The organism is Actinokineospora sp. (assembly GCF_050699995.1).
Taxonomy (GTDB): Bacteria; Actinomycetota; Actinomycetes; order Mycobacteriales; family Pseudonocardiaceae; genus Actinokineospora.
On sequence record NZ_JBOHGC010000025.1, the window covers coordinates 1 to 12,501 of the forward strand.

Here is a 12,501-nt window from a genome sequence, read left to right on the forward strand (position 1 = left end):
ATGAAGGGTCAGGACACCGCCGAGCTGTTCTTCGACGACGTCCGCGTGCCCGCCTCGAACCTGCTGGGCGCCGCCGAGGGTCAGGGCTTCGTCCAGCTCATGCGGCAGCTGCCGCAGGAACGCCTGATCATCGGTGTGACGTCGGTGGTCGCGATGGAGCTGGCGCTGCAGACCACACTGACCTACACCAAGGACCGCTCCGCCTTCGGCAGGCCCGTCTTCGGCTTCCAGAACACCAAGTTCAAGCTCGCCGAGATCGCCACCGAGGCGCGCATCGCCAGGGTGTTCCTCGACGACTGCATCGCCAAGCACCTCAAGGGCGAGCTCGACATCCCGACCGTGGCCATGCTCAAGTGGTGGACCAGCGACCGCGCGATGGCGGCCATCGACGAGTGCCTGCAGCTGCACGGCGGCTACGGCTACATGAGCGAGTACGCCATCGCTCGCATGTGGACCGACCAGCGCGTGCAGAAGATCTACGGCGGCACGAACGAGATCATGAAGGAAATCATCGCCCGCACGATCTGACCCGGCCCAGCCGACCGATCAGTCTGGAAAGGACAGTCAATGGGAACCGGACCCCTCGCTGGTCTGAAGGTCGTCGAACTCGCGGGCCTCGCGCCCGCGCCGTTCGCCTGCACCGTGCTCGCCGATCTGGGCGCCGACGTGATCCGGGTCGACCGGGCCAAGCCGGGCTTCGACGTGCTCACCTTCCCGAACGACCCGCTCACCCGGGGCAGGCGGTGGATCGGCGTCGACGTCAAGTCCCCGGAAGGCCTTGACCTGGTGCTGAAGCTGGTCGACGAGGCCGACGTGCTGGTCGAGGGCTTCCGCCCGGGCGTCGCCGAGCGGATGGGCCTGGGCCCGGACGCCCTGCTCGAGCGCAACCCCGGCCTGGTCTATGGCCGGATCACCGGATGGGGCCAGGACGGTCCGCTGGCCGAGGCGGCCGGGCACGACATCAACTACATCGCCATCGCGGGCGCCCTGGAGCCGATCGGGCAGGCGGGACACAAGCCCACCCTGCCGCTCAACCTGGTCGGCGACTTCGGTGGTGGCGGCCTGATGCTCGCCATGGGCGTGCTCGCCGCGCTGGTCGAGCGGCAGTCGTCCGGCCGCGGCCAGGTGGTGGACGCGTCCATGGTGGACGGTGCGGCGCTGCTGACCACCAGCCTGCACGGCCTGCAGAACCTGGGCCTGTGGAGCAAGCCGCGCGGCGAGAACCTGCTCGACGGCGGCGCGCCGTTCTACGACACCTACGAGACCGCGGACGGCAAGTTCGTCGCCGTCGGTGCCATAGAGGGCCGGTTCTTTGCCGAACTGGTGAAGGTGCTGGGCCTGGAGGACGTGCCCGACCACATGAATCCCGAGAACTGGCCCGCGCTGCGCACCCTCCTGGAGGAGACGCTGCGCACCAGGACCCGGGACGAGTGGGCCAAGCTCGCCGAGGGCACGGACGCCTGCCTGTCGCCGGTGCTGACGCCGCAAGAGGCGCCCACGCACCCGCACAACGCCGCCCGCGGCACGTTCGTCGAGATCGGCGGCGCCACGCAGCCCGCGCCCGCCCCCAAATTCAGCCGCACGGTCCCCGCGATCCCCACCCAGCCAAGCGATGCGCGGGCGGACACGGGCGCGGTGCTGGCGGAGTTGGGTGTGCCCGCCGAGGAGATCGAGCGGCTCCGGGCGGCGGGAACCATCGCCTGAACCGCTTCACTCCTCTATCGAGTTACAGCTTTCACCCGAAGGCACGGCGCGGCGGGCTGGCGGGACCTGGGCTAACCGGTCTCGTCAGCCCGTTCGCGGGTTTGAGCCCTGTTCGTGTCCACGCGACAGGGGGTGTCTCGCGTTGGAGTGTCGTACTAGACCTCTAGAGTGATCGCCGGACAGCGATAGTGTCGGGTGAGGAGAATTTCTCACCCACCGTGCCGCCAAACGACGGAAAGTTGCCCGTCAACCCCCCAACTTGGGGGATCATGGGCAGATGGGGTCGCGTTGGGCCCCGGCATGGACAGAGCGGATGGAGTGAACCGATGGATGCGAAGAAAGCCGCGATCCTCGTGGTGGTCGCCCTGAGCCTGTTCTACGTCATCACGCAGCCGACGGCCGCCGCCGAGGCCGTGCAGAACCTGTTCGGCTGGCTCCGTGACGGTGCCGAAGCGATCATCACCTTCCTCAAGAACTTGTTCGCCTAGTAACGAACGGGCTTCCCCGTGAACTCTGGGAGAAGTCTGTTCGCGGCGCGATCACCCTCTGTGATGATCTTGGTTTCGATAAGATCCAAATTGGACCGTAAGGGTGGATCTCAGCGTTTCAGGGCCAGGTTGGGAAAGTTCTCCTGGTTTGGGTCTGGCGATCTGTCGGTGTAGCCCCCTACGGTTTGGGCCATCGAGTGATCATGAGACCTCCAGGAGGCAGAATGCTCGACGACCCCGGGGTCGACGCCTTGGTCCGCCAGTGGACCGCAGAGCGCTCGCATGACGCGGACGCGGTGGAAGCCCACCGCATCGCGTCGGAATGGATGGCGGACGCGCCCGTAGCCGCGCCGGGTATTCCCGGTCAGCGGGCTCGGGCGGGAGCGTCCCGCTGGTCCCAAGTGGAAAGCACCGACCCCCGCTACCTCGTCGCGATGCGCAAGCGTCTGCCCGGGGTCCCGGAGGAGCTGCTCTCCGCCGCGGCGGGCTGGTGGCAGATGGTCGGCGGCGTGGCGGAGGCCGAGGAGTGGTGGGACGCGGGCATGAGCCCGTTGGACCAGCGCGCCCTCGACTACCGTGCCGCGGGCCTCGCGCCCTCGGATCTGCGCAGGCGGCTCGGTCCCCTGACCGTGTTGGAACACCTGCGTCGCGGGAGCGCCCCCGCGTGGTGTGTGGCTAGGCTGCAGCGACAGCGTCGTGACGGCGCGGCCTGAGCTGATTCGCGAGTTTCCCTGGGTGGCTCCGGCCACTTCGCGTAACGCCGAAGTGCCCTGGTCGTTGATGCAGTGGCGGCATTGGCGACCCAGGCTGGAGCACGGTGGCGGACACGAATACCCCGGTGACCCGGCGCGGTGCGGGCATCCTGGTCAGGCTGCTCGTCGTGGTCCTGGTCATGGTGGTCGGCGTCGGTGTCGTCTGGTTGGTCCGCGTCGCGGCGACGCCGCAGGCCATGCCGGTCGAGATTCCCGCGCTGGAGGTCCAGGCGGCCCCGGTCGAGCCGGGGTCGGTGGTCCCGGCGGGCACGGACGCGGGTGTGGCTCAGCAGCCGCCACCGCGGCCACAGGCGGGCGCGGGCGGGGCTGACGTGTTGCGGACGTGGGCGGAGAAGCTGGCGGGTCCTACGGGCGTCCCCGCGCGGGCGCTGATGGCCTACGGCAATGCTGAGCTGGTCGTGCGGTCGACCACCCCGAAGTGTCGCCTGTCGTGGGCCACGCTCGCGGGGATCGGCCGCATCGAGTCCAACCACGGCCGCTACGGCGGCGCCACCCTAGGCGAGGACGGCCGCCCGTCCAAGCCGATCATCGGGGTTCCCCTCGACGGGTCGCCGGGTGTGAAGGCCATCTCCGACACCGACGGCGGCATGTTCGACGGCGACAACCAGGTCGACCGCGCGGTCGGCCCGATGCAGTTCATCCCGTCGACCTGGAAGCGCTGGGCCTCCGACGCGAACCTCGACGGCCGCGGCGATCCCCAGCAGATCGACGACGCCGCCCTGGCCGCGGGCCGCTACCTGTGCGCCAACGGCCGCGACCTGGGCAGTGCCGCGGGCTGGTGGGCGGGCGTGTTCTCGTACAACAACTCGGTGCCGTACGGGCAGAAGGTCTTCGGCCTGGCCGACGGCTACGCCCGCACCGCCGCCCAGTAGGCGCGTAGCCAATCCGGGTCGGGTGTCACCCGGTCCGCTCGTGTCGCCTGTGTGTCGGCGTCCCCGGGTTGGCGGCTAGATGTGTGCACCATTGGTAGCGTAAGCCGTGTGCTATTGGTAGCGTAGAACATGTGCTAATGGTAGTTTAGCCTGGTGAAAGGCTATGTCGCCCGTGTTGTTGACACGGAGCTGGACGAACTTGTTCCCGGCCTGCCCGCGATTGCGTTGGAAGGCCCGAAGGGTGTGGGGAAGACCGCGACCGCTCAACGTCGCGCGGGCACGACGTTCGCACTTGATGATCCCGCTGCCCGTGAGTTGTTGGCCGCCGATCCTGGCCGATTGGACCGAGCCGACAACCCAGTCTTGGTCGACGAGTGGCAGCGCTATCCCCTCGTGTGGGACTTGGTGCGTCGAAGCGTTGATCGAGATCCGAGTCCTGGCCGGTTCCTGCTGACCGGGAGCGCGACCCCCGTGACCGCGCCGACCCATTCTGGCGCAGGACGGATCGTGCGTGTTCGGATGCGCCCGATGACGCTGATGGAACGCGGCATCGCAGCGCCATCGGTGGGGCTGAGTGACTTGTTGTCGGGCAAGGGTGCGCCCGTCGAGGGTGCGACGTCGATCGCTCTGCCGCACTACACAGATGAGATCCTGCGATCGGGATTCCCGGCAATCCACGATGCGCCCCCACGGGCGCGCCGGGCGCAGCTCGACGGTTACCTGGCGCGGATAGTCGAGCATGACTTCCCTGAACAGGGCCATCTCGTTCGCCGTCCGGCGACCTTGCTGGCGTGGTTGACCGCCTATGCTGCGGCCACGTCCACCACGGCGTCGTACAGTGCGATCTTGGATGCCGCGACTCCTGGTGACAGCGAGAAGCCCGCCAAGACCACGACTATCGGATATCGGGATGTCCTGACTCAGCTGTGGTTGCTCGACCCGGTGCCTGGATGGCTACCCAGCCGCAGTCCGTTCACCCGACTCGCTCAAGTTCCCAAGCATCAGTTGGCCGACCCCGCTCTGGCCGCTCGTCTCCTTGGTGTCACCGAGGACTCGCTGCTCTCCGGCGACACGCCCGGACCGCGGATTCCGCGCGATGGCACTCTCCTGGGTGCGCTGTTCGAATCCCTTGTCGCACTGAACCTTCGCGTCTACGCCCAAGCCAACGAGGCGACACTGCACCACTTGCGGACGAGGGATGGCCGCCACGAGGTGGACTTCATCATCCAGCGGGGCGACCACAAGGTTGTCGCGATCGAGGTCAAGCTCAGCGCCACAGTGGATGACCGCGACCTCGTTCACCTTCACTGGCTTCGCGACCAACTTGGCCAGGATTTGTTGGATGCGGCTGTCATCACGACCGGTACCGACGCCTACCGCCGGGCGGATGGCATCGCGGTGATCCCGGCGGCCTTGCTCGGACCGTAAGGGCTCGCGATAAATCAATCTCGTTGATCGTCGACGTGTCGCGGTTCGGGGTTGAGGGTGTAGTTCCATTCGCCGTGGAAGTCGTGGCGGGTCAGGATCTGGTTGGTTTCAAGGGCTTTCATCTCCTTGTCGGGGATCTTCACACCGGTTGGGTAGGTAGCCCGGTCAAGTTCGGCATGAACGGTGAGTCCGGTGCTGGTGGTGGTCGCGCCAATGGTCTCGACGATCACTTCGTGGCTGGTCAGTGGCCTGCCACGCCAGTTCATCGAGATGTGCGAGAACAGTCGATGTTCGATCTTGTTCCACTTGCTGGTGCCCGGCGGCAGGTGGCACACCGTGATGGTCAGGCCGGTGGTGGCGGCGAGTTTGGCGAGTTCGGTCTTCCACAGTCGGGTGCGGTATCCATTCGAGCCACCCCCATCGGCGCTGATCAACAGGCGGGATGCGTTCGGGTACAAGGCATTCCCGGCGTACTGCCACCAGTTTCCGATGGTGTTCACCGCGAATTCGGCGGTGTCGTGATCGGTGCCCACCGACACCCAGCCGGTGTTGGAGCCGACGTCGTAGACCCCGTACGGGTTGGCCTTGCCGAGGACGGGATCGATGAAATCGTGGACCTTGACCCGCTCCGGTTCCCCGGACCGGCGCCACTCCCGCCCATTGTTCTTGTAGGGCCCGACCAGCTCCTTCTTCTTGGTGTCGACGCTGATGACCGGATCGCCGGTCGCCAGGTGTTCTTTGGCCCGGTCGTTGAGATACTCGAACTGGGCATCGCGATCGGCGTGTTGGCCGCCCTCGATGGTCTTGGCGTTGGCCTGCAGGCTGTAGCCACCCTCCTTGAGCAACCGCCGGGTCACGATATCGCTGACCCGATGCCCCCTGTCCCGCAAAGCCCGGGTCAGGGCCCGAATCGATTTCGACGTCCACCGCAACGGCGACATCGGATCACCCCTGGTCACCGGCTCGATCAACGATTCGAACGACTCGACCAGACCCTCGTCATGGGCCTCGGCGCGCTTACGACCGCCACCCGGCCGACGGGACCGACCCGCGCCGGGATCGGTCCCGTCGTCGGCTTCCTTGCGGCCTCGGCGCACCGTGTCGGCCGCGACCCCGGTCGCCTCGGCCACGATCGCGACCCCGCTCGGCCCCAGCTCCGCGGCCTCCGCACCCAGCCACAACCGCCGCTGGAATTCGGTCAAATGCGGTCGCAACACCGCGTACCGCCGCGCTACCGAGTCAGCCAGATCCGCCATACCACAACCGTAACGCCTGAAACCGGCCAAAACGAGATTATTTCATCGCGAACCCTTAGCGTCATTCCCATGAGCGAGAAGCGCTGGGGAGTCGGGGAGTTGGCCGGGGCGACCGGCCTGACGGTGCGGACGCCGCACCACTACGACGAGATCGGTCTGGTGTTGCGGCGACCCTGGCCGAAGGCGACCGGGAGGCGCTGCGGGCGGTGCTCGTCGACCAGTTCGCGCACCTCGATTCCCAGGCCCGCCGGATGAACGACCTGCGGGCACAGGTCCAGCACTTGCTCGAGCGGATGAACACCGTCGCCGATCCCGGCGAGGTGCTGACGATTCTGGAGACGATGCAGATGATCGAGAGCTATTACCAGTCCGCCTCCCCGAAATTCCTAGTGTTGGTCACCTACCGTCCGATGGTGCGGTCTTGGGGTGACCGTGGTCGAGTCTCGTCACGGTCCCCTTAGGTGACGGCCGGTTGCGCGGCCCACCCCTGGCACCGTGACGCGCGGCCACCTTGGTCCGGTGACTGAGTCGCGGGAGGCGCGGCTCAGTCGGTCGGGGGTTGGGCGCCGGGGTGGGTTACTGAGCGGGCTGCGTAGGCGATGGCGTGTTCGGTCGCGGCGACCAGGTCGGCGGCGCGGGCGAGGTGGGCGGCGAGGGCGCCGGTGAAGGCGTCGCCCGCGCCGGTCGTGTCCACGGCGTCGACCTGGGGCGCCGGGATCCGGCGGGTGCCCGCCGGGGTGATCACGTCGGCTCCCCGCGCGCCAAGGGTGACGACCACTGAGCGGGAGCAGTCGAAACCAGGCAGCGCGCGGGCTTCGTGTTCGTTGACGATCAGCGGGTCCAGCACGGCCAGGGTCTCGGGTGACAGCGCCGCGACCGGCGACAGGTTCACCACGGCCCGCGCCCCGGAGCGTGCCGCGTGCGCGACCGCGTGCTCAACAACCTGGATCGGCACTTCCAGCGAAGCCACCAGGACCCGGGCGTCGCCCAGGTCGACATCGGCCTCGGTGAGCACGGAATTCGCCCCCGGCGAGACGATGATCGAGTTCTCCCCGTCCGGGGTCACCGTGATGAACGCGAGCCCGGTGGGCGTTGTGACTTTTCGGACTCGAATCGTGTCGACACCCGCCGCACCAAGGGAATCCAGCAGGAATTCGCCATAGGGGTCGTCGCCGACGGCCCCGATCAGCGATACCGCCGCACCGTTGCGCGCCGCCGCGACAGCGGTGTTGGCCCCCTTGCCACCAGGCAGGACACGGGTGTCGGAGCCCAACACCGTCTCGCCCGCCGATGGCCTGCGGGCCACGAACACCACGAGGTCGGCGTTGGCCGAACCCACCACCACGACATCCATCCGATCAAGCTTAGTCGTGAAAAACATGCGCAAGTGTGAACGATTGAGTTATGGAATGGATCTCCGGTGCCACAATGTGTCAGCTGATTTGCGTGCTCCTCGGGCGATCCGGCGGGTGCGTGGCGGTGAATCCCGGGGCTCGCCCCGGGTGCCGGTCAGGGCCCGGGGGCCAGGACCGGCTCAGCGTCACCGGTGCCGGTCGTGTGGCCCCCCGAGCGATCGTCACCGGTGACGCGACTACCAGTCGCGGTCCAACTCGGTCGTGACCCCAAAAGCGACCGAGCCGCGGGCCCGGAGGGCACGCCATGTTACGGGCGCCCAACACGCGGCGTCGCCCAGCAGCCGCATCACCGCGGGCACCAAGAGCATCCGCACGACCGTCGCGTCGAGCACCAGGGCGATGATCATGCCGACGCCCAGGAACCGCATGCTGGCCAACGCGGACAGCCCGAACGCGCCGGTCACGACCACGAGCAGCAGTGCGGCGGCGGTGATCATGCGCCCGGTGCGCAGCAGCCCCGCGTGCACGGCCGCGTGGGTCGAGAGCCCGCTGTGCCTGGCTTCCACCATGCGCGAGAGCAGAAACGTCTCGTAGTCGGTCGACAAGCCGAACACCATCGCGACGATCAGCACCATCAGACCGGCCTGCACCGGCTGCGGGGTCACCCCGAGCAACCCGGCGCCGTGGCCGTCCTGGAAGACGAACACCAGGATCCCGAACGTCGCCGACAGGCTCAGCGCACTCATCAGTACCGCCTTGACCGGCAGCAGCACGGAGCCGAAGGCGAGGAACATCAGCACCAGCGTCGCCGCGATGAGGATGGCGATCATCCACGGGATCCGCTCGGAGATCGCCTCGATGGTGTCGGCGACCTCGGCCGGGTAGCCGCCGACCAGGGCTTCCGCGTCAGTGGGCACCGCCCGCAGCGCACGGATGACCGAGGCGGCCGCGTCGGAGTTCGCTTCGCCCGCCAGCGGCACGGTGAGCAGCACGATGTCGTCCTTGGCCCCGGTCGGCACCGCGTCCAGCACGCCTGGCACGCGCTTCAGGTCGTCGACGAGCAGCGCGACGGACCCGGGGTTCGCGGCCCGCACGACAAGCGTCGCCTGGTTGGTGCTCGCCGCCGGGAAGTTCGCCGCGATGGTCTCCACGGTGATCCGGCTCGCGTCGTCCGGCGGAAGCTGCTTCTCGTCGGCACCGCCGAAAGTGAGCCCACCGAGCGGCAGGGCGAGCGCGAACAGGCCGTAGTCGATCGCCATGCCCAAACCCAGCAGGATCGCCACGTTCAGGGCGAACGAGTTGACCTCCAGCCCGAAGCTCAGCGCCCGCAGCACACCCAGCGACCCGAAGATCGACAGGCAGCCGACAAGCACCGGCATGGACGCGGCGAGCACGCTGCCGAAGATCAGCACGAGCAGGACCAGGGTCACCGGCAGTGACACCGCCTCCGCGACGGTCAGGTCGGCCGCGGACCGCTCGTTCATCGCCTGCTCGGTCGGCACCGTGCCGCCGATCTGGGTGCGCACCCCCGGCACCGGCAGCAGGTCCCGCACGGACTCATACGCGGTGCGGCGGTCGTCCTTGTCGGCCCCGGCGAGGGTGATCGTCGCCATGGCCATGGTCTTCCCAGCGCCCGCCAGCGCGGGCAGACCGGTGCTCCAGTAGTCGGCGACGCCGACAACCTTGTCCGTGGGCAGGGCGCGCAAAGCGGTGGTGACCTGGGCGGCGAGGGCCGGGTCGTCGACGGTCTTGCCGTCGGGTGCCGTGTAGACGACCACGACGTCAGGCGGGCGCTGCCCGAAGGTCCCGGTGACGATCTCCTTGACCCGCATGGATTCGCTGGCCGGGTCCTCGTAGCCGCCCTGGGTCAGCTTGTCGAAGACACCGAGGCCCCACACTCCCGCGCCGATCGTCACGAGCAGTGTGACGACCAGGACCGCCCACCGTCTGCGGTGCGTGAACGAACCCCACGATGCGAGCAAACCCTGTCCCCTCAACGGAGCAGGACGCTACAGTCCGTGAACGCTGTTCACAACATCGCGGAGACCACATGACGCAGGGGACTCGTCGGGACCGCGCCCGCGCCGACACCGATCGCGACATCCGCCGGCAGGCCCGCGCGCTGCTGATCAGCGACGGCCCGCAGGCGGTGACGCTGCGCGCGATCGCACGGGAACTCGGGATCACCGCGCCCGCGCTCTACCGGTACTACGCCTCGCGCGAAGACCTGATCGAACACCTCCGCGCCGACGTCTGCGCGGACCTGGGCAGCGACCTGGACCGAGACCTGGCCGATGTCGCCGAGTCGGACCACCTCGCCCAGGTGCTCGCCGTGTGCCGCGGCTTCCGGCGGTGGGCGCTGGCGCACCCGCAGGAGTTCACCCTCGTGTTCGCCACGCCGCCGCACAACCCGAGGAAGGACCCGGTCCGGGACTCGTTCGGGCGGATCTTCCTCGGTGTGGCGGGCCGGATCCTCGCGGCCGGGGAACTGATCGCCCCGCCGGAGCAGGACATCCCGTCGGCGCTGGTCGAGGACCTGACGACGTTCCGGTCGGACCTGCTGGACAGCATGGCCGCCACCGGAGTGTCCATTGCGGACAGTCGGCTCGGCGTCGCGACGGCGTACGTGATGCTGAGGTTCTGGGTGCGGCTCTACGGCCAGGTGGCACTGGAGGTGTTCGGGCAGTTCCCGTTCCCGGTGACCGATGTCGAACCCATCTTCGAGTCGATGCTCGCCGACCTGGTTCGCGAGGTGGGGCTGTCCGCGTGACAGCCCCGATCCCCGCTACAGAACGATGTTGACCAGACGCCCCGGCACCATGATGACCTTGCGCGGGGTTCCACCCGCGACCAGGGCCGCCACCTTCTCCTCCGCCAGCGCCGCGGCCTTCACCTCGTCCTGGCTCGCGTCCGCGGCCACGGTGATCCGGCCGCGCACCTTGCCGTTGACCTGGATCGGGTATTCGACGGTGTCCTCGACCAGGTAGCGCTCGTCGGCGGTCGGGAACGGGCCGTGCGCCAGCGACTCGGCGCCGCCCAGCTTCGACCACAGCTCCTCGGCCACGTGCGGGCACAGCGGCGCCAGCATCTGGACGATCGCCTCGGCCACCACCCGCGGGCAGCCTTCGGTGAAGTTCTTGGTCAGGTGGTTGTTCAGCTCGATCAGCTTCGCGCCCGCGGTGTTGTAGCGCAGGTTCGAGTAGTCCTCGTGCACGCCCGCGATGGCCTTGTGCAGCGCGCGCAGGGTGGCTTCGTCGGGCTCGGTGTCGGTGACCCGGACCTCGCCCGTCTCCTCGTCGACGATGTTGCGCCACAGCCGCTGCAGGAACCGCTGCGCGCCGACGACGTCCTTGGTCGCCCACGGGCGGGAGACGTCCATCGGACCCATCGACATCTCGTACATGCGGAACGTGTCGGCGCCGTAGTTGTCGCACATCTCGTCCGGCGTGACCACGTTGCGCAGGCTCTTGCCCATTTTCCCGTACTCCTGCTTGACCTCTTGGTCACCGAAGAAGTACTTGCCGCCGCGCTCGACGACCTGGGAGGCGTCGACGTACACAAGGCGCTCGTCGACGTAGGCGTAGGCCTGGATCATGCCCTGGTTGAACAGGCGCCGGTACGGCTCCTCGGCGCTGACGTGGCCCAGGTCGAACAGGACCTTCTGCCAGAAGCGCGAGTACAGCAGGTGCAGCACCGCGTGCTCGACGCCGCCGATGTACAGGTCGACACCGCCTGGATCTCCATCGCTCTGCGGGCCCAGCCAGTACTGCTCGTTCTCCGGCTCGCAGAACCGCTCGCTGTCCGTCGGGTCGACGTAGCGCAGCTGGTACCAGCACGAACCCGCCCAGTTGGGCATGGTGTTGGTGTCGCGGCGGTACTTCTTCTTGCCCTCGCCCAGGTCCAGCTCGACCTCGACCCACTCGTTCGCGCGCGACAGCGGCGGCGACGGCTCGGTGTCGGCGTCCATCGGGTCGAACGTCTTGGGCGAGTAGTCCTCGACCTCGGGCAGCTCGATCGGCAGCATCGACTCGGGCAGCGCGATCGGCTGGCCGTCCTCGTCGTAGACGATCGGGAACGGCTCGCCCCAGTAGCGCTGCCGCGAGAACAGCCAGTCGCGAAGCTTGTACTGGATGGTGCCGCGGCCGCGGCCGTGCTCCTCCAGCCACGCGATGATCGTCGACTTGGCCTCGTCGATCTCCAGCCCGTCCAGGAAACCGCTGTTGATCGCCGGGCCCTCACCGGTGAACGCCTCGCCGTCGAAGCCCTCGGCGGGCTGGACGGTCCGGATGATCGGCAGGTCGAAGTTGGTGGCGAAGTCCCAGTCGCGCTGGTCCTGGCCGGGGACGGCCATGATCGCGCCGGTGCCGTAGCCCATCAGCACGTAGTCGGCGATGTAGACGGGGATTTCCTTGCCGTTCGCCGGGTTTGTCGCATACGCCCCGATGAAGACGCCGGTTTTGTCCTTGTTCTCCTGACGGTCCAGTTCGGACTTCAGGGACGCGGCGCGCCGGTACGCGGCGATGTCTGCCACGCGATCGGGCGTCGCAATCTGGTCCACCAGCTCGTGTTCCGGTGCCAGGACCATGTAGGTCGCGCCGAACAGCGTGTCCGGACGGGTCGTGAAG

General features: G+C 68.0%; 12 protein-coding genes and 1 pseudogene. 9 read left to right on the forward strand and 4 right to left on the reverse strand.

Features of this window, described 5'->3' with window-relative positions:
* From ACRDSQ_RS01720 to ACRDSQ_RS01745, 6 genes are all read left to right on the forward strand, one after another.
* The coding region (locus tag ACRDSQ_RS01720; protein ID WP_431418147.1) for an acyl-CoA dehydrogenase family protein at positions 1–528 on the forward strand (528 nt) is incomplete at its 5' end.
* 39 nt (positions 529–567) lie between these two features.
* Positions 568–1,704, forward strand: coding sequence for a CaiB/BaiF CoA transferase family protein (locus tag ACRDSQ_RS01725; protein ID WP_431418149.1), 1,137 nt, complete (start codon positions 568–570; stop codon positions 1,702–1,704).
* 326 nt (positions 1,705–2,030) lie between these two features.
* Positions 2,031–2,192: a hypothetical protein gene (locus ACRDSQ_RS01730; protein ID WP_166658057.1), complete on the forward strand. Its 162-nt coding sequence runs from the start codon at positions 2,031–2,033 to the stop codon at positions 2,190–2,192.
* 224 nt (positions 2,193–2,416) lie between these two features.
* Positions 2,417–2,905 (forward strand): transcriptional regulator, encoded by a 489-nt coding sequence (locus ACRDSQ_RS01735; RefSeq protein WP_091374757.1) that lies wholly within the window; start codon positions 2,417–2,419, stop codon positions 2,903–2,905.
* 104 nt (positions 2,906–3,009) lie between these two features.
* Positions 3,010–3,837, forward strand: a complete 828-nt coding sequence (locus tag ACRDSQ_RS01740; protein ID WP_431418151.1) for a lytic transglycosylase domain-containing protein — start codon at positions 3,010–3,012, stop codon at positions 3,835–3,837.
* Between the two features lie 153 nt (positions 3,838–3,990).
* Positions 3,991–5,265 (forward strand): ATP-binding protein, encoded by a 1,275-nt coding sequence (locus ACRDSQ_RS01745; RefSeq protein WP_431418153.1) that lies wholly within the window; start codon positions 3,991–3,993, stop codon positions 5,263–5,265.
* A gap of 41 nt (positions 5,266–5,306) precedes the next feature.
* Here the strand turns inward: ACRDSQ_RS01745 and ACRDSQ_RS01750 are convergent.
* Positions 5,307–6,521 (reverse strand): annotated as a pseudogene (locus tag ACRDSQ_RS01750) (ISAzo13 family transposase); the annotation flags it as partial.
* Between the two features lie 69 nt (positions 6,522–6,590).
* Between ACRDSQ_RS01750 and ACRDSQ_RS01755 the strand changes: the two are divergent.
* A complete protein-coding gene (locus ACRDSQ_RS01755; protein WP_431418155.1) occupies positions 6,591–6,776 on the forward strand; it encodes a hypothetical protein in 186 nt (61 codons plus the stop codon).
* Positions 6,728–6,982 (forward strand): hypothetical protein, encoded by a 255-nt coding sequence (locus ACRDSQ_RS01760; RefSeq protein WP_431418157.1) that lies wholly within the window; start codon positions 6,728–6,730, stop codon positions 6,980–6,982. Before ACRDSQ_RS01755 ends, ACRDSQ_RS01760 begins: the two co-directional genes overlap by 49 nt.
* Positions 6,983–7,065: 83 nt before the next feature.
* On the opposite strand, the gene ACRDSQ_RS01765 is transcribed toward ACRDSQ_RS01760, so the two are convergent.
* Together ACRDSQ_RS01765 and ACRDSQ_RS01770 are read right to left on the reverse strand one after the other, a co-directional pair.
* Entirely contained in the window at positions 7,066–7,875 is an 810-nt protein-coding gene (locus tag ACRDSQ_RS01765) for a ribokinase (protein ID WP_431418159.1), read from the reverse strand.
* Between the two features lie 237 nt (positions 7,876–8,112).
* Positions 8,113–9,858 carry an MMPL family transporter gene (locus ACRDSQ_RS01770; protein ID WP_431418161.1) on the reverse strand — a complete coding sequence of 582 codons (1,746 nt, stop codon included), beginning with the start codon at positions 9,856–9,858 and terminating at the stop codon, positions 8,113–8,115.
* Between the two features lie 68 nt (positions 9,859–9,926).
* Here ACRDSQ_RS01770 and ACRDSQ_RS01775 point away from each other — a divergent pair, with 68 nt between their 5' ends.
* On the forward strand, positions 9,927–10,646 hold the full coding sequence (locus ACRDSQ_RS01775) for a TetR/AcrR family transcriptional regulator (RefSeq protein WP_431418163.1): 720 nt from the start codon (positions 9,927–9,929) through the stop codon (positions 10,644–10,646).
* A 15-nt stretch (positions 10,647–10,661) separates the two neighbouring features.
* Here ACRDSQ_RS01775 and leuS read toward each other — a convergent pair.
* A partial coding sequence (gene leuS, locus ACRDSQ_RS01780) for a leucine--tRNA ligase (protein WP_431418165.1) occupies positions 10,662–12,501 on the reverse strand: 1,840 nt, incomplete at its 5' end.